The organism is Acidocella sp. C78 (assembly GCF_907164655.1).
Genome location: NZ_CAJQZK010000075.1, coordinates 12,141 through 27,606, shown reverse-complemented (window position 1 = coordinate 27,606; position 15,466 = coordinate 12,141). Strand labels below are relative to the sequence as shown.

Sequence of the window (15,466 nt, the reverse complement as noted above, 5' to 3'; positions counted from 1 at the left end):
CCGGCCGCATCAGGCCGGGGTTGCCGCGGAGCCGAGCGGCAGCTCGCGGGTGCGCGGGCCGGTCGCGAGCCCCTGCTCGGCCGAGGCCGCCTCGATCTGTTCGGACTGCGCCGCCCACATCGCGGCATAGATGCCACCCGCGGCGAGCAGCGAGGCATGGGTACCGCGCTCGACGATGTTGCCGTCGCGCAGCACGAGGATTTCGTCTGCGTCGATCACGGTGGACAGGCGATGGGCGATCACCAGCGTGGTGCGGTCGCGCGCCACCTGCCGCAGCGCCGCCCCGATATCCTGCTCGGTCGCGGTATCGAGGGCGCTGGTCGCCTCGTCGAGGATGAGCAGGCGCGGGTCCTTGAGAATGGTGCGGGCGATGGCGACGCGCTGCTTCTCGCCGCCCGAAAGCTTGAGCCCGCGCTCGCCGACGGTGGTCGCATAGCCCTGCGGCAACGACATGATGAAATCGTGAATCTGCGCGAGGCGGGCCGCCCGCTCGACCTCGGCGTCCGACGCGCCGGGGCGGCCATAGGCGATGTTGTAGCGGATGCTGTCGTTGAACAGCACGGTGTCTTGCGGCACGACGCCGATCGCCCCGCGCAGGCTCGCCTGCGTCAGGTCGCGCACGTCGATCCCATCGACCAGCACGGCGCCCTCGCTCACGTCGTAGAAGCGGAACAGCAGCCGCGAAATGGTCGACTTGCCCGACCCGGTCGGCCCGACCAGGGCGATCTTGCGGCCCGGCTCGGCGCGGAAGGAGATGCCGTGCAGGATTTCGCGATCCTGGCTGTAGCCGAAGCGGACATCGACGAACTCGACCGGCACAGGCGCTCCTCGCGCTTGCAGGGTCTTCGCGTCCGCCCGGTCGGTGATTTCCTGGGGCGTGCGGAGCAGCGAAAACATCTGCTCCATGTCGACCAGCCCCTGTTTCAGCTCGCGATAGACGAACCCGACGAAGTTGAGCGGCTGGTAGAGCTGGATCAGGTAGGTGTTCACCAGCACGAACTGGCCGACATTCAGCCGCCCGGTGACGACGCCGTTCGCCGCCATCAGCATCAGCACGGCGAGGCCGGTGGCGATGATCGCGGCCTGGCCGAGATTGAGCGCGTTGAGCGTCACCTGCGAGCGGACCGCCGCCGTCTCGTAGGCGGCGAGGCTCGCGTCGAACCGCACGCTCTCATGCGCCTCGTTGCCGAAATACTTCACCGTCTCGAAATTCAGCAGGCTGTCGATCGCCTTGGTCTGGGCGGCGTTGTCGGTCTCGTTCATCTGCCGGCGGAACTTGATGCGCCACGAGGTGAAGCCGAAGGTGAAGCCGAGATAGCCGCCGACCGCGAGCAGGGTGATCGCGGCGTATTTCCAGTTGAACATGTGCCAGAGAATGCCGACCGTCAGCAGCAGTTCGATCAGCGTCGGCACCACGTTGAACACGGCGAGCCGCAGCACCGTCTGGATGCCGGTGGTGCCGCGCAGGATGACGCGGGAAAGCCCGCCGGTCTGCCGGTCAAGATGAAAGCGCATCGAGAGGTTGTGCAGATGCTCGAAGGTCTCGCGGCTGATCACCCGCGCCGCGCGCTGCTGCACGGCGGCGAACAGCGCATCGCGCAACTCGCCGAACCCCGACGAGGCGATACGCACCAGCGCATAGGCGACGATCAGCGCCGCCGGAACGGCGAGCGGCCCCGCCTTGGCCGACAGCACGTCCACCGCCCGCGCATACAGGATCGGAATGACGACGGTCGCAACCTTGGCGAGCACGAGGCAGAGCGACGCCAGCACGACGCGGAGACGCAGGCCGGGCTCGCGCCGCGGCCAGAGATAGGGCAGCAGCGAGCGCACCGTCGCGAGGCTGCTTTCACTCTTGGCAATATCTAATGTTCGGGCCATCTCCGGCAAATGGCATTTGATACGCGGATTGCAAATGGCGGGTAGTGCTGAGCAGGTATCGGCGGGATTGCTGGCGCGCATCGCGCAATGCCGCACGGCGGTTCTGCCAGGCCGGCGGATACCGCTGCTGATCGGCGACGCGCCGGTGGGCTATGTCGGGGGCGAACTTGCCGCCGATCTCGCGGGATACGCGCGGGCGCATCCCGCCGGGCTCAGCATTCCCGCGCCCGATGCGGCGCGGCTGAACGCGGTGGCGACCCCGCTCGGCCCGGCGCACGGCTTCCGCACCCGCGGCGAATTGTTCGACGTGCGCAGCCGGATCGACGGCCCGGTGCTCGCGACGCTCGACCGCGGGGCGCTGCCCGCCTTCGGCGTCATCGGCGTCGGCGTCCATCTCAACGGCTATGTCGGCCGGGCGGACGGGCCGCATCTGTGGATCGGCCGGCGGAGCGCGACCAAGAAACTCGATCCCGGCAAGCTCGACAATCTCGTCGGCGGCGGCGTGTCCGCCGGCATGGGCGCCTTCGACACGCTGGCCAAGGAAGCCGCCGAGGAAGCCAGCATCCCCGCCGATGTCATCGCCACGGCGCGCCCCGTCGCCCGGATCGCCTATGACATGGAACGGCCCGAAGGGCTGCGGCGCGACCTGCTGGTCTGCTACGATCTTGAACTTCCCCCCTCGTTCCGCCCCGAGGCGGCGGATGGCGAGGTCGAGTCGTTCATGCTCGTCCCGGCGCGCGAGATGGTGGACATCATCGCCGAAACCGACGAGGTGAAGTTCAACGTCAATCTTGTGCTGATCGATTTCCTGCTCCGCCACGGCGTGCTCGACGATCCGGGCGGACGGCTGCGATCGGCGCTCGCCGCCCATCCCGCGGCCGCCGGAGACTGACGCCCGCCAGCGGGCGGGGATCAGAAATCGAGATCGGCGTAATGCGGCGGCGGCGTGAAGCCGGAAACCCGGTCGTTCAGCAGCGGCCGGAACGCCGGGCGGGATTTGATCCGCGCATACCATTCCCGCGCGGCCGGGTTCACCGACCAGTCGATATCGCCGATGAAATCGAGGGCCGAGAGCTGCGCCGCGGCGGCGAAATCGGCGAGCGAGAGATTGGCGCCGGCCAAATATTTCCGCCGCTCGGCGAGAAAACCGATATGACCGAGATGGGCGCGCAGCGCCGCATAGCCGTCGCGGATTCGCGAGGGGTCGGGCGCGCCGCGCTTGGCCGCCGGCTTCATCACCTTCTCGTACAGCAGGTTGCGCGACACTTCGGTGGCGAAACGCTCGTCGAACCAGGCGGTGACGGCGCGAATCTCGGCGCGTTCGGCAAGGGTGCGCCCGATCAGCGAAATATCCGGATAGGCCTCGTCGAGATATTCGCAGATGGCATTCGAGTGCGGCACCACCAGCCCGTTTTCCTCGACCAGGGTGGGCACCGTGCCGGCCGGGTTCATCGCCAGATATTCCGGCCGGCGTTCCCAGGTCTTTTCCAGCTTGAGTTCGAAGGGCAGCCGCTTCTCGGCCAGAACGAGCCGGACCTTGCGGGCATAGGGCGAAAGCGGGAGGTGATGGAGAATGCGCATGCAGGCCGGTTATCGCAGGACCGCCACGCCGTGCAAGGCCGCTGCCGCGCCGGGGCGAAAATTACAATTCCGTCGCGCAACGGATACAAACATGGCCCAAGCTCGCTGCATCGGGGAGATTGATGATGAGCGAGACAAACACGGGCGCACCTGCGCCCCGGCCTATCCATCCATCGCGCCGGGCGGCGCTTGCCGGCGGGGCTGCCATTGCCGGGCTAGCCGCCCTGCCCCGCACTACGCGGGCCGCGACCGTCACCCTGCCTTTCGACAATGGCGAACGGCCGCTGGTGCCGGCCGGAACCTTTCCGCAGAAGGGCGAGATGATCCTCCAGCGCACGCGCCCGCCGCTGCTGGAAACGCCGTTCGCCGTGTTCGGCGACCATCTCTACACGCCGAACGACCTCGCTTTCGTGCGCTGGCATCTGGGCGATGTACCGACCTCGGTCGATCCCGCCACCTACCGGCTGCGGATCGGCGGCGCGGTGAGGCGGCCCTACGAGCTCACGCTCGAGGAGCTGGTGCGCGGCTTCCCCCATCGCCGCCTCGCCGCGGTGAACCAGTGCGCCGGCAACAGCCGCGGGCTCATCGAGCCGCGGGTGCCCGGCGCCCAGTGGGGCAACGGCGCGATGTTCAACGCGATCTGGACCGGCGTGCCCCTGCGCGCGCTGCTCGCCCGCGCCGGGCTCAGCCCGAAAGCGACGCATGTCGCGTTCCGCAGCCTGGAGTCGGGCGGCATCTTCCCGCCCGATGCGCAGTTCGAAAAGGCGCTGCCACTCCGCCGGGCGAATGACGGCGTCACCATGGTCGCCTTCCGCATGAACGGCGCCTACCTGCCGCTGCTCAACGGCTATCCGCTGCGCCTCGTCGTGCCCGGCTGGTTCTCGACCTACTGGATGAAGATGCTCACCGAGATCGAGGTGCTCGAACATCCCTCGACCGATTTCTGGATGGCCAAGGCCTATCGCATCCCCGACCGGCAGGATGGCGGGATGCGCCCGGGCGAGACCGGCGTGAAGATGGTCCCGATCGGGCCGATGCGCCCGCGCAGCTTCTTCACCGGCATCGCCAACGGCGCCCGCGTGCCGACGACGGCGGCACTCACGCTGCGCGGCTTCGGCTTCGGCGGCGATGCCGCGCTCCGCGCGATCGACATCTCGACCGATGCCGGCGCGAGCTGGCGCCCGGCAACACTCGGGCCGGATCATGGCCCCTATGGCTTCCGCGAATGGCACGCCGTCACCCGGTTTCCCAAAGCCGGGGACTACCGGCTGATGGTGCGGGCGCGCAACGCCGCCAGCCGGATGCAGCCGATGCGCGCGGTGTGGAACCCCGGCGGCTATCTCTACAACCCTGTCGAACATGTCGACGTCGTGGCCGGTTAGAGCGTCATCCGAGCGGATGGAGGCATCTGATCGGATAAATGTTCTTTATTTATCAATATTTTAGAGCACGATATCCGATCCGGATGGATCGGCAACTGCTCTAAAGGAGACCGCTGATGATCCGTCCGCTCCCCCTCCTGCTCGGCGCCGCGATCGGCCTTGTCGCCTGTGCCGCCGCCGCGCGCGCCGCCGCACCGGCGGACACCGCCGCCGGTTTCGCCACACGCACGGTCGACCTGCCCTCGCCCGGCGCGATGTTCTCGGGCTCGGGGGCCGAAACCCTGAACCGCGACTGCACGATGTGCCACTCCGCCGGGTTCATCGACCGTCAGCCGCCACTTCCGGCCGCAACCTGGAGGGCGGAGGTGACGAAAATGAAGGCGATCTTCGGCGCGCCCTATGCCGAGGCCGACATTCCGGCAATCGTCGATGCCCTGGTGGCGCGGCAGCAGGCCGCGAAATAGCCCGGCTCAGCCGCTGCGGTCCGCCTCGAAGAGGGACTGCAACTCGGCGACACTCTGCTCGATGCTGGCGACCACGCGCGACGGGTCGCCGGCAAAGCCCAGCGTTTCGGTGAGCAGCGCCTCGTCCCGCGCCCGGAACGTGCCGATGGTGCGCACCACCTCCTCGGCCGGAATCCCGAGTTCGCGCAGCGCGCGCTCACCGAGTTCAAGGCTCGATGCGAAGGTTTCGCGCACGATGTGCTCGACGCCGCGATCCATCAGCAGCTGCGCGTGGCGGCGGTTGCGCGCCCGGGCCAGGATGGTCAGATGCGGCAGGTGGCGGCGCGCGAGATCGGCGACCCGCAGCGCCGCCTCAGGATCGTCGAGTGCGATGACGAGCAGCTTCGCATTGCCCGCCCCGGCGGCGCGCAGCACGGTCAGCCGCGCCGGATCGCCGAAATAGGCGCGCGCGCCGAAGCGGCGGACGAAGGCGACATGATCGGCATTCTGGTCGAGGGCGACGAAGGGAATCCGCCGCACCGAGAGCAGCCGGCCGACGATCTGGCCGACCCGGCCGAAACCGCAGATCAGCACCGGCACCGCCACCCCCTCCTCGATCGGGGTGGAGGGCGGCGCCTGGCGGCGGGCGATGCGCGGCATGATCCAGCGCTCGATGCCGGCGAAGCCGAGCGGAACCACGAGCATCGAGAGCGCGACCGTGAGCGTCGCAAGGCCAGACTGCGCCGGGCTCAGCACCCCGGCGCCGACGGCGGCGGCGAACACCACGAAGCTGAACTCGCTGCCCTCCGGCAGCGCCACGGCGAAACGCAGCGCGGTGGCCACGTTGCGGCGCTTGATGAACGCAACGGCGAAGCCCACCGCCGTCTTCACCGCCAGCAGCACGGCCACGGAAGCGATGATCCGCAAAGGTTCCACGTGAAACAATGACACATCGACCGACATGCCGACCGAGATGAAGAAGAAGCCGAGCAGCAGACCCTCGAACGGCTCGATATCGGCCTGGATGGCGTGGCGGAATTCCGAGTCGGAGAGCAGCGCGCCGGCCATGAAGGCGCCGAGCGAGGCGGACAGCCCGGCCCAGTGGGCGAGCGCCGCGGTGCCGACGACGATCAGCAGCGTCATCGCCGTGAACACCTCCGGGGTGCGAGCGCCGCCGATCAGGCGGAAAATCCGGTCGGCGAGCACCATCCCGCCGAACAGGATCGCCGCCACCGCCAGCGTCGCCCGCCCCACCGCGAGCCAGGGCACATGATCGGCGAAACGCGCCGCGACATCCGCCGGCGCCGCCCCCGCGGCGATGTGACCCGCCAGCGTGTTGCCGACGAGCAGCGGTACCAGCGCGACGAGGGGGATGAACGCCATGTCCTGGAACAGCAAGACCGCGAAAGCATCGCGGCCGGACGCGGCGCCGAGCAGGTTCCGCTCGTTCAGCATCGGCAGCACGATCGCGGTGGAGGAGAGCGACAGGCCGAGCCCGATCACGGTCGCCGCCGGCCAGCCGAGCCCGGCGAGATGGGCCAGCGCCGCGAGGATCGCCGCACTCGGGATCATGTGGCCAAGGCCGAGACCGAGAATGGTCTTGCGCAGGATCCAGAGCCGGTGAGGGCGGATTTCCAGCCCGATCAGGAAGAGCAGCATGGTCACGCCGAACTCGGATACGCTGCGGATCTGCGACACGCCGGTGACGAGGCGCAGCCCGGCCGGGCCGATGACGAGCCCGGCGAACAGATACCCCACGATGCTGCCCACCCCGAGGCGGCGCGCCAGCGGAACCATGACGACCGTGGCCGCGAGCAGGGCGACGAGGGTGATGATCATTGTGCCAGAGTCCCCGAAACAGGCATGGGCGCGGCGCACGGGCCGAACCGGCGCAACCCTGCCACCGGCGGGCGCGCCCGCCAACTGGCGCGATCGATGCCGGATCGGCTTTCCGTTTCCTTCCCCTGCCAATCATGCGACAACCCCCCGGACTGGAAGTCGGCAAGACGGGGTTGTCCGGATGAATCACGATTTTGATCTCTTTGTCATTGGCGGCGGCTCGGCGGGCGTGCGGCTCGCGCGGATCGCGGCGGGGCACGGCGCGCGCGTCGGCATCGCCGAGGACCGGCACTGGGGCGGCACCTGCGTCAATATCGGCTGCGTGCCGAAAAAGCTGATGGTGATGGCAGCGGAATACGGGCTCGGCGCCGCCGATGCCCGCGGCTTCGGCTGGGACATGCGCGCCGTCGCGCATGACTGGCCCGGCTTCATCGCCGCCAAGGACCGCGAGATCGGCCGGCTGAACGGCGCCTATACCGGGCTGCTGGAGCGCGCGGGCGCGAAAATCTTCAATGCGCGGGCGCGGTTTCTCGGCCCGCACACGCTGATGGTGGGCGAGCATCACGTCACCGCCGACCGGATCGCGATCGCGACCGGCGGCCAGCCGGTCCGTCTCGACATTCCCGGCGCGGAACTCGCGATCGTCTCGGACGACGCCTTCCACCTGCCGGCGCGGCCGGAGCACGTGGTGATGGTGGGCGGCGGTTATATCGCGGTCGAGTTCGCAGGAATCTTTGCCGGTCTGGGCTCGAAGGTGGACATCGCCTACCGCCAGCCGCTGCCGCTGCGCGGGTTCGACCCCGACCTGCGGGCGGGGCTGGCCGAGGCGCTGGCAGCGAACGGCATCGGCGTGCATCACGGCGTGGCCCCGGTGCGGATCGAGGCGGCCGGCGCGCGCAGGCGGCTGCATTTGTCGAACGGGCATGTGATCGAGGCGGATTGCGTGTTTCTCGCCACCGGACGAGCGCCGAACGTGGCCGGACTCGGCCTCGACAAGGCCGGGGTGACGGCCGGGCCCGGCGGCGCCATCCCGATCGACGACGCCTATCGCACGAACGTGCCGCATATTTTCGCGCTCGGCGACGTGACCGACCGGCTCAACCTCACCCCGGTCGCCACCGCCGAGGGCCATGCGTTGGCCGACACGCTGTTCGGCAACCGGCCGCGCCGCATTTCCCTGGCCAACGTGCCGAGCGCGGTCTTCTCGATCCCGCCGCTGGCCAGCGTCGGCGTGACCGAGGACGAGGCGCCGGAGGGAGCGAAAGTGTTCGTCGCCCGGTTCACCCCCATGCGCCATACGCTGAGCAGCCGCGCGCGCAAGACGATGATGAAACTGATCGTCGATGCAGAATCCGACCGCGTGCTCGGCGCCCACATGCTCGGCGAGGATGCGGCGGAGATCATGCAGGGGCTCGCCGTGGCGATCACCGCCGGAGCGACCAAGGCGGATTTCGACGGCACGATCGGCATCCATCCGACAGCGGCGGAGGAATTCGTCACCCTGCGGAGCGCGACGCGGCGTGTCGATCGCGGCGGCGAATCGGCGAAGACGCGGGCAGCGGAGTAGCGCGCGGCCCCGGTTTTGGCCTATGAGGTCGCTTCTCCAAGGAGATCGCCATGAACGACGCTGATACGACGATGCATGATCCGGCGGGCTGGAGCCCGGAATCCTGGCGGGCGAAACCGATCAGGCAGGTGCCGACCTATCCCGACACGGACAGGCTCGCCGCGACGGAAGCCCGGCTGCACGGCTATCCGCCGCTCGTCTTCGCCGGCGAGGCGCGCCGCCTCAAGGCCTCGCTCGCGCTGGCGGCCGAGGGCAAGGCGTTCATCCTGCAGGGCGGCGACTGCGCCGAGAGCTTCGGCGACTTCACCGCCAACGTGATCCGCGACACGTTCCGCGTGCTGCTGCAAATGGCGGTGGTGCTCACCTTCGGCGGATCGGTGCCGGTGGTGAAGCTCGGCCGCATGGCTGGCCAGTTCGCCAAGCCGCGCAGCTCGGACAGCGAGACGATCGACGGCGTCACCCTGCCCTCCTATCGTGGCGACATCATCAACGGGCCGGACTTCACCGCCGAAGCCCGCATTCCCGACCCGGCGCGGATGGAGTTCGGCTACTTCCAGTCAGCCGGCACGCTCAACCTGCTGCGCGCCTTCGCCTCGGGCGGCTATGCCGACCTGCACCAGGTGCATCGCTGGAACCTCGATTTCGTCCGCCGCTCGCCGCTCGCCGAGCGCTATCGCGACCTCGCGGCGCGGATCGACGAGACGCTGCAATTCATGGCGGCCTGCGGCATGACCAGCCAGTCCACCCCGCAGATCCACGAAACCGAGTTCTACACCAGCCACGAGGCGCTGCTGCTGCCCTACGAGCAGGCGCTGACCCGCGTCGATTCCACGACCGGCGATCACTACGCCTGTTCGGCGCATTTCCTCTGGATCGGCGACCGCACCCGCCAGCTCGACGGCGCGCATGTCGAGTTCATGCGCGGCGTGAAGAACCCGATCGGCATGAAGGTCGGCCCGAGCATGGACGAAGACGACATGCTGCGGCTCATCGAGCGGCTCGATCCGGCGAACGAGGCCGGGCGGTTGACGCTGATCGCGCGGATGGGGTCCGAACAGGTCGCGGCGAAGCTGCCGCGGCTGGTCCGGGCGACGAAGCGCGAGGGCCGCAAGGTGGCCTGGCAGTGCGACCCGATGCACGGCAACACGATCACCACCTCGGGCAAGGTGAAAACCCGCCGCTTCGATGCGATCCTGTCGGAAGTGCGCGGCTTTTTCGACATCCACGAGGCCGAGGGAACGACGCCGGCCGGCGTTCACGTCGAGATGACCGGGCGGGACGTGACCGAATGCGTCGGCGGCGCGCGGCAGCTTTCCGAGGCCGATCTCGGCGCGCGGTACGAAACGTTCTGCGACCCGCGGCTGAATGCCGAGCAGTCGCTCGAACTCGCCTTCCTCATCGCGGCGGAACTCAAGACCCGCCGCGCCCCCCGCGGCGCCTCGATCGCCGCCGAGTAAATGACCCGCGCCGCACGCCGGGCGTTGCCGCGCCCCGATCTCGACGCCGGGATTGCGGCGCAGACCGACGCCTATTTCAACCGGACCCGGGCGATCGTCGCCCGGTTCGGCGATGCGCGGGTCACATACGCGCTGTTCATGCGCCGCCCCGTCGTCTCCGCGCCGATGCTGATGCTGCGCTGGCTCGACGAGGTGATGGAAGCCCGCGGCGAGCGGATCGAGGTCGAACTCGCCCGGCCCGAGGGATCATGGGTCGGCGCCGGCGAGCCGATCGTCTATATCACCGGCAGTTTCGTCGCGCTGGTCGATCTCGAGACGATCCTGCTGCAGAAGCTCGGCCCGGCCTGTGTCGCCGCGCATAACGCCTATCAGATGTGCGCCGCCCTGCCGAAGGCGGCGTTTCTGGCCATGGAGGCGCGCCATTGCGCGGGCGCCGAAATGGAAGAGATGATGGCCTATGCGGCCGCGGTCGGCTCCCGCGCCGCGCGGGCCGAAGGAGCGCGGGGCTTCATCGGCAACGCGACCGACGCCACCGCGCATTATTTCGGCGCGCCCCATGGCTACGGCACCATGCCCCATGCCCTGATCGGCTATGCCGGCGGCACCGTGCGGGCGGCCGAGATGTTCCATGAAACCTTTCCGGACTCGGATCTCACGGTGCTGACCGATTATTTCGGCCGCGAGGTGACCGACGCGCTCGCCGTCTGCCGGCGATTTTCCGAACTCGCCGATGCCGGCCGGCTGTCGATCCGGCTCGACACCCATGGCGGTCGCTTCCTCGAAGGGCTCGACCCGCAGGAGAGCTACGCGGTGATGGAGCGCCACGCGCCGGGCGCGATTCGCCGCTACCGCAGCCATAACGAGCTGCGCTACCTGATCGGCACAGGCGTTTCCGCCGCCGCGATCTGGCGGCTGCGCGAAGTTCTGGACGATGCCGGCTTCGTCCGCGTGAAGATCGTCGCCTCGTCAGGCTTCGGCGTCGAGAAATGCAGCGTGATGGCGGATGCGCACGTGCCGGTCGACATCGTCGGCACGGGCAGCTTCATTCCCGAGACCTGGAGCGAAACCTACGCAACGGCGGATGTCGTCGCCTATGACGGCGAGCCGCGGGTCAAGATCGGTCGCGAGTTCCTGCTCCGCGAACGGGGCTGAACGGGCGGTTCAGCCCGCGGAACCGTCGTCGGCCGTATCGTCGGCGGATGGTGTCTGGCTTACCGCGGCGGGCAGATGATCGGCGACGAGCTGGGCCGCGGCCGCGGTGTCGATCCCGAAATGCGCCGCGATCTTTTCCACCAGCGGATTGCCGAGCGCCTGCTGCACCTCGGCCGCGCTGACCGGCATGTTGTCACTGGTTCCGAGCCATGAGGCGAGATGGGCGCCGAGTCCTCCCTGTTCGAGGCTTTGCGTGATGTCTGACAGGTTGATGCCGCTCCCCTCGAGCGCGCCCATCAGCCCGTTGCCCGACCCGCCACCGGCAAGACTGCCGACCAGACCGGAAATCCCGTCGAAAAGCCCCATTGCATGCCCTCCCGATGAAATGCAGCCGGAGCGTGGCATACGTTCCGGCTGCGGATCAAGCTCTCCCGATCCGAAGGATCAGGATCGGATCGTCACTTCTTCGCGGCGTGAAGGTGATGCTCGACGGCAACCGTCTCGCAGACATAGGCGCCGTGCTTGGTCTTGCCGAAATATTTCGACTTGTCGGTGTGGAAAACCTTGCTGCCGCGCGCGTGCCAGACCACCGCGCCGTGGCAGGCCGCCTTGGCTTCGCTGAGCGTCTTGTAGCCCGGCATGGCGGCGACATGGTGCTTCATCGCCATCGCTTCATGGGCCTTCTTGGTGGAGGCCTGGGCGGTACCCGCTGCGGTCATGGTGAAGGCGAGCGCGAGCGCGGGAATGGTGGCGCGCAGGATCGTGCCGATGGTCATGGGAGAACTCTCCGATACAAGGTTGTTTGTTGACAAGAGGTTGCCGCTTGTCGCGCCGAAGCGATCTGTGCCGCTTCCGCGTGACAGGTGAATTAACTTCGAGTTGGGGCCAAATCATGGCAATTTGGAAACAATTCGTCACAAAGAGTCATGCGATGACGGAGACGGAAAAACCGCCTATTTTGCGGGAATGACCGATACACTGTCTCTTGCCATCGCCCAGCTCAACCCGCATGTCGGCGCGATCGACCGCAATCTCGCCGCCATCCGCGCCGCGCGGGCCGAGGCCGCGGCGCGCGGCGCCGACCTGCTGGTGACCCCCGAACTCGGCCTCGCCGGCTATCCGCCGGAAGACCTCGTCCTGAAGCCGGCCTTCGTCGCCGCCTGCGAGGCGGCGGTGAACGAGCTCGCGCGCGATACCGAGGATGGCGGGCCGGGCATCATCGTCGGGCTGCCGTGGCAAACGGCGGAGGGGCTGCACAACGCCGCCTTCGTGCTGGATGGCGGGCGCATCGTCGCCCGGCGCGCCAAGCACGAACTGCCGAATTACGGCGTGTTCGACGAGAAGCGGATTTTCACCCCCGGCCCCGCGCCGGGCCCGGTGGCCTTTCGCGGGTTTCGCCTCGGCGTGATGATCTGCGAGGATTGGTGGCTCCCGGCGGTCCCGGAAACATTGGCGGAAACCGGCGCCGAGCTGCTTGTCTCGATCAATGGCTCGCCCTTCGAGGATGGCAAGCTCGGCGTGCGGCTGCAACTCGGGTTGCGGCGGGTGGTGGAAACCGGCCTGCCCTTCGTTTTCGCCGCGATGACCGGCGGGCAGGATGAAATCGTCTTCGATGGCGCGTCCTTCGCGCTGAATGCCGATCGCTCGCTGGCGCTGCGGATGCCGCATTTTCAGGAGGCCATCGAAACGCTGGTCTGGCGACGCACCGGCCAGGGCCTCGTCGCCGAACCGCGGCCGCTGCCGCCCGAGCCGGAAAGACTCGATCTCGTCTACCGGGCGATGGTGCGGGGCCTCGCCGATTATGTGAACAAGAACGGATTTCCCGGCGTCATTCTCGGCCTCTCCGGGGGGATCGACAGCGCGCTTTCGGCGGCCGTGGCGGTTGACGCGCTGGGGCCGGAGCGGGTGCGCGCGGTGATGATGCCCAGCCAGTATACCAGCGCGCACAGCCTGGAGGACGCGGACCAATGTGCGAGGCTGCTCAACATACGCTGCGACACGGTGCCCATCGGCGGCGCGACGGCGGCCTTCGCCACCGTGCTGGAGCCGCTTTACGACGGGCGGCCGCCCGATATCACGGAGGAAAACATCCAGTCCCGCGCCCGCGGGCTGATCCTCATGGCGCTGTCCAACAAGCTGGGCCATATGGTGCTGACGACGGGCAACAAGTCCGAAATGTCGGTGGGCTATGCCACGCTCTATGGCGACATGTGCGGCGGGTATTCGGTGCTGAAGGATGTCTACAAGAGTACCGTCTTCGCGCTGTCGCACTGGCGCAACGCCAACCACCCGGCGGGCGGCCTCGGCCCCGCCGGGCCCGTGATGCCCGAGCGGGTGATCACCAAGCCCCCCTCGGCCGAATTGCGCGAGAACCAGACCGATCAGGACAGCCTGCCGCCCTACGACGTGCTCGATGCGGTGCTGGAGGGGCTGGTTGAAGGCGAAAAATCGATCGACCAGCTGGTGGACGCCGGTCACGATCGGGCCACCGTCGCCCGGGTCTGGAAACTGCTGGACAGGGCGGAATACAAACGCCGGCAGGCTCCGCCCGGGGTCAAGATCACCGCGCGCGCCTTTGGCCGCGACCGGCGCTATCCGATCACCAACGGCTTCACCCGGCTGATCGGCTGATCAGCCATACGCTCCGGGGCGCACATCTTGCGCCAGGGGATAGACCGTCTTTCCGGCAAGGCGCACCAGCAGCGTGGTGGCGCCGGCGGTGAGCGTTGCCGGAACCAGCGCGCTGCCATTCGTCCACCGGCACGCGGTTTCGAGAGCATGCCAGCCCGCGGCCAGAAGCGGACTATCGAGCGGCACGGCTTCAGCCTTGCCCTGGCTGACCGTAAAGAGCTGCGCCACGCCAAGGCCGAGGATTCGCCGATCTTCCGCATCGGGGTGGAGTTCGGCCGGCACCACGACGTTGGAGACGAGCAGGATATCGGCCGGTTCCGCGGGCAATTCGACCGCGTAGGTCAGGCTGTCCAGGAGCGAAACGGGGAGGGCCTGGCCATTGGCCAGCGCGCGCACCCCGGATCACTGGTGACGCCGCGGGTGGGAAGCCGGGAATCGATTCTCGCACGGATCGCCGCGAGAATGGGGCCGGTCTGGACGAGCGGCGCGCAACCGCGGGCCTCGCGCGGCGACCCGCCGGCTTCGCCCGCGCGCTCGCCATCGCCGTCCGCACTCTCGAACAGCCGCCGATTGCCAGTGTCGAGATACGACTCGGCGGCCAGACCTTCGGCGAGCAGAATGTCATGCGTTTCAAGCTCGATATGATAATAGGTCAAATGACGCCGGCGTTCCTGCGCGATCGATCGGCCATTGACCAGCGCCTTCGCCGGAACCAGGCAACCGTCGAGATATACGGCGTGATCGGGCGAGAGATAGAGGTTCCGCTCGGGCAGGCCATCGGCAAAAGCGCCACGGTCGATCCGCACCGGCCAGACGGCGTGCGGTTGCGCGTGATCCTCCGCGTCGAGATTGCGCCTGCCAACCCAGCGCACCGCCCGCATCGCGCCGGATCGGGTGATGAGCCGGTCGCCGCGGTTCATGGTTTCAACCGGAATGTCGCCATGCAGGCCCAGAATCCGCGTCCCCTCCAGAAAGCCCAGCGTTCCGTCAACGCCCGCGGCCGGTTCGCGAGGAGGATCGGGCAGATCATCAGGCACCGAAACCGCGGCAACAGGCATAAAATCCGCCACGTTGACAGGGCCAGAGCCCGGCCCGGCCGAAGCCGCCTCGCCCTGCGTTCCGGCCGGCGGCGGCGGGAGTGCGGGCGCGATGGGGCCGCGCTGTTGCGGGCGACCCGCTTGGCCTTCGCCCGGGTCCTTGTCATCGACAAACGACCCGGTCGCGACCGGGCAATGGGGTTCAAGCACCGACATCAGAAGTTCGTCGGCATATTCAAGTGCTGCTGGCATGCCGAGATCGGTGTCGATTGCGCCGACAATCCTGATGGGGTCCACCTCGGCGGAACGGAGATCGAGAATCTCGATTCCGCAACGCTCCGCGCTGCGGAATGAATACCTTGTGCCCGCCGGGGGCTCCGGCGGATTCGTGCCCAATCTCTCTGACCCAGCCATGCTCTTCTCCCGCCGGCATTCAGACTCGTAGCAGCACGAGATGAAGGCCGGGTTAATCTCAAAAACTGATACAATTTTTTAA

General features: G+C 68.1%; 15 protein-coding genes. 8 read left to right on the top strand and 7 right to left on the bottom strand.

Annotation, left to right across the window (positions count from 1 at the left end; genetic code table 11):
* Nucleotides 1-9: 9 nt before the first annotated feature.
* On the bottom strand, nucleotides 10-1,881 hold the full coding sequence (locus ACIDOCELLA78_RS89440; RefSeq protein WP_201728775.1) for an ABC transporter ATP-binding protein/permease: 1,872 nt from the start codon (nucleotides 1,879-1,881) through the stop codon (nucleotides 10-12).
* A gap of 34 nt (nucleotides 1,882-1,915) precedes the next feature.
* On the opposite strand from ACIDOCELLA78_RS89440, the gene ACIDOCELLA78_RS89435 reads away from it, so the two are divergent.
* Entirely contained in the window at nucleotides 1,916-2,773 is an 858-nt protein-coding gene (locus tag ACIDOCELLA78_RS89435; RefSeq protein WP_201728774.1) for an NUDIX hydrolase family protein, read from the top strand.
* 20 nt (nucleotides 2,774-2,793) lie between these two features.
* Here the strand turns inward: ACIDOCELLA78_RS89435 and ACIDOCELLA78_RS89430 are convergent, their stop codons facing one another.
* Complete coding sequence (locus ACIDOCELLA78_RS89430) at nucleotides 2,794-3,462, bottom strand: glutathione S-transferase family protein (RefSeq protein WP_201728773.1); 669 nt, start codon at nucleotides 3,460-3,462, stop codon at nucleotides 2,794-2,796.
* A gap of 125 nt (nucleotides 3,463-3,587) precedes the next feature.
* On the opposite strand from ACIDOCELLA78_RS89430, the gene ACIDOCELLA78_RS89425 reads away from it, so the two are divergent.
* Together ACIDOCELLA78_RS89425 and ACIDOCELLA78_RS89420 are read left to right on the top strand one after the other, a co-directional pair.
* Nucleotides 3,588-4,844: a molybdopterin-dependent oxidoreductase gene (locus ACIDOCELLA78_RS89425; protein WP_201728772.1), complete on the top strand. Its 1,257-nt coding sequence runs from the start codon at nucleotides 3,588-3,590 to the stop codon at nucleotides 4,842-4,844.
* 116 nt (nucleotides 4,845-4,960) lie between these two features.
* Nucleotides 4,961-5,308, top strand: a complete 348-nt coding sequence (locus ACIDOCELLA78_RS89420; RefSeq protein ID WP_201728771.1) for a sulfite--cytochrome C oxidoreductase subunit B — start codon at nucleotides 4,961-4,963, stop codon at nucleotides 5,306-5,308.
* 6 nt (nucleotides 5,309-5,314) lie between these two features.
* Here the strand turns inward: ACIDOCELLA78_RS89420 and ACIDOCELLA78_RS89415 are convergent, their stop codons facing one another.
* Complete coding sequence (locus tag ACIDOCELLA78_RS89415; RefSeq protein WP_201728770.1) at nucleotides 5,315-7,126, bottom strand: cation:proton antiporter; 1,812 nt, start codon at nucleotides 7,124-7,126, stop codon at nucleotides 5,315-5,317.
* A 181-nt stretch (nucleotides 7,127-7,307) separates the two neighbouring features.
* Between ACIDOCELLA78_RS89415 and gorA the strand changes: the two genes are divergently transcribed.
* The 3 genes from gorA to ACIDOCELLA78_RS89400 are packed head-to-tail and all read left to right on the top strand — an operon-like array spanning nucleotide 7,308 to nucleotide 11,302.
* Nucleotides 7,308-8,693: a glutathione-disulfide reductase gene (gene gorA / locus ACIDOCELLA78_RS89410; RefSeq protein ID WP_201728769.1), complete on the top strand. Its 1,386-nt coding sequence runs from the start codon at nucleotides 7,308-7,310 to the stop codon at nucleotides 8,691-8,693.
* 50 nt (nucleotides 8,694-8,743) lie between these two features.
* On the top strand, nucleotides 8,744-10,150 hold the full coding sequence (locus ACIDOCELLA78_RS89405; RefSeq protein ID WP_201728768.1) for a class II 3-deoxy-7-phosphoheptulonate synthase: 1,407 nt from the start codon (nucleotides 8,744-8,746) through the stop codon (nucleotides 10,148-10,150).
* A complete protein-coding gene (locus tag ACIDOCELLA78_RS89400; protein ID WP_201728767.1) occupies nucleotides 10,151-11,302 on the top strand; it encodes a nicotinate phosphoribosyltransferase in 1,152 nt (383 codons plus the stop codon).
* Nucleotides 11,303-11,311: 9 nt separating this feature from the next.
* Here the strand turns inward: ACIDOCELLA78_RS89400 and ACIDOCELLA78_RS89395 are convergent, their stop codons facing one another.
* Together ACIDOCELLA78_RS89395 and ACIDOCELLA78_RS89390 are read right to left on the bottom strand one after the other, a co-directional pair.
* Nucleotides 11,312-11,707, bottom strand: a complete 396-nt coding sequence (locus tag ACIDOCELLA78_RS89395) for a YidB family protein (protein ID WP_374223256.1) — start codon at nucleotides 11,705-11,707, stop codon at nucleotides 11,312-11,314.
* Nucleotides 11,708-11,760: 53 nt separating this feature from the next.
* Nucleotides 11,761-12,078: a hypothetical protein gene (locus ACIDOCELLA78_RS89390; RefSeq protein ID WP_201728765.1), complete on the bottom strand. Its 318-nt coding sequence runs from the start codon at nucleotides 12,076-12,078 to the stop codon at nucleotides 11,761-11,763.
* Between the two features lie 190 nt (nucleotides 12,079-12,268).
* Here ACIDOCELLA78_RS89390 and ACIDOCELLA78_RS89385 point away from each other — a divergent pair, with 190 nt between their 5' ends.
* Nucleotides 12,269-13,933, top strand: coding sequence for an NAD+ synthase (locus ACIDOCELLA78_RS89385; protein WP_201728764.1), 1,665 nt, complete (start codon nucleotides 12,269-12,271; stop codon nucleotides 13,931-13,933).
* Here the strand turns inward: ACIDOCELLA78_RS89385 and ACIDOCELLA78_RS89380 are convergent, their stop codons facing one another.
* Both ACIDOCELLA78_RS89380 and ACIDOCELLA78_RS89375 read right to left on the bottom strand, forming a co-directional pair.
* Nucleotides 13,934-14,260, bottom strand: coding sequence for a hypothetical protein (locus ACIDOCELLA78_RS89380; protein WP_249675880.1), 327 nt, complete (start codon nucleotides 14,258-14,260; stop codon nucleotides 13,934-13,936).
* Nucleotides 14,261-14,274: 14 nt separating this feature from the next.
* A complete protein-coding gene (locus ACIDOCELLA78_RS89375) occupies nucleotides 14,275-14,970 on the bottom strand; it encodes a Hint domain-containing protein (protein WP_249675878.1) in 696 nt (231 codons plus the stop codon).
* A 141-nt stretch (nucleotides 14,971-15,111) separates the two neighbouring features.
* Here ACIDOCELLA78_RS89375 and ACIDOCELLA78_RS89370 point away from each other — a divergent pair, with 141 nt between their 5' ends.
* Nucleotides 15,112-15,324, top strand: a complete 213-nt coding sequence (locus tag ACIDOCELLA78_RS89370) for a hypothetical protein (RefSeq protein ID WP_249675875.1) — start codon at nucleotides 15,112-15,114, stop codon at nucleotides 15,322-15,324.
* Nucleotides 15,325-15,466 lie beyond the last annotated feature (142 nt).

Excerpts from the sequence above, each read along its gene's own strand:
- ACIDOCELLA78_RS89440 (WP_201728775.1), bottom strand. The coding sequence starts at position 1,881 with ATGGCCCGAACATTAGATATTGCCAAGAGTGAAAGCAGCCTCGCGACG.
- ACIDOCELLA78_RS89435 (WP_201728774.1), top strand. The coding sequence starts at position 1,916 with ATGGCGGGTAGTGCTGAGCAGGTATCGGCGGGATTGCTGGCGCGCATC.
- ACIDOCELLA78_RS89430 (WP_201728773.1), bottom strand. The coding sequence starts at position 3,462 with ATGCGCATTCTCCATCACCTCCCGCTTTCGCCCTATGCCCGCAAGGTC.
- ACIDOCELLA78_RS89425 (WP_201728772.1), top strand. The coding sequence starts at position 3,588 with ATGAGCGAGACAAACACGGGCGCACCTGCGCCCCGGCCTATCCATCCA.
- ACIDOCELLA78_RS89420 (WP_201728771.1), top strand. The coding sequence starts at position 4,961 with ATGATCCGTCCGCTCCCCCTCCTGCTCGGCGCCGCGATCGGCCTTGTC.
- ACIDOCELLA78_RS89415 (WP_201728770.1), bottom strand. The coding sequence starts at position 7,126 with ATGATCATCACCCTCGTCGCCCTGCTCGCGGCCACGGTCGTCATGGTT.
- gorA (WP_201728769.1), top strand. The coding sequence starts at position 7,308 with ATGAATCACGATTTTGATCTCTTTGTCATTGGCGGCGGCTCGGCGGGC.
- ACIDOCELLA78_RS89405 (WP_201728768.1), top strand. The coding sequence starts at position 8,744 with ATGAACGACGCTGATACGACGATGCATGATCCGGCGGGCTGGAGCCCG.
- ACIDOCELLA78_RS89400 (WP_201728767.1), top strand. The coding sequence starts at position 10,151 with ATGACCCGCGCCGCACGCCGGGCGTTGCCGCGCCCCGATCTCGACGCC.
- ACIDOCELLA78_RS89395 (WP_374223256.1), bottom strand. The coding sequence starts at position 11,707 with ATGCCACGCTCCGGCTGCATTTCATCGGGAGGGCATGCAATGGGGCTT.
- ACIDOCELLA78_RS89390 (WP_201728765.1), bottom strand. The coding sequence starts at position 12,078 with ATGACCATCGGCACGATCCTGCGCGCCACCATTCCCGCGCTCGCGCTC.
- ACIDOCELLA78_RS89385 (WP_201728764.1), top strand. The coding sequence starts at position 12,269 with ATGACCGATACACTGTCTCTTGCCATCGCCCAGCTCAACCCGCATGTC.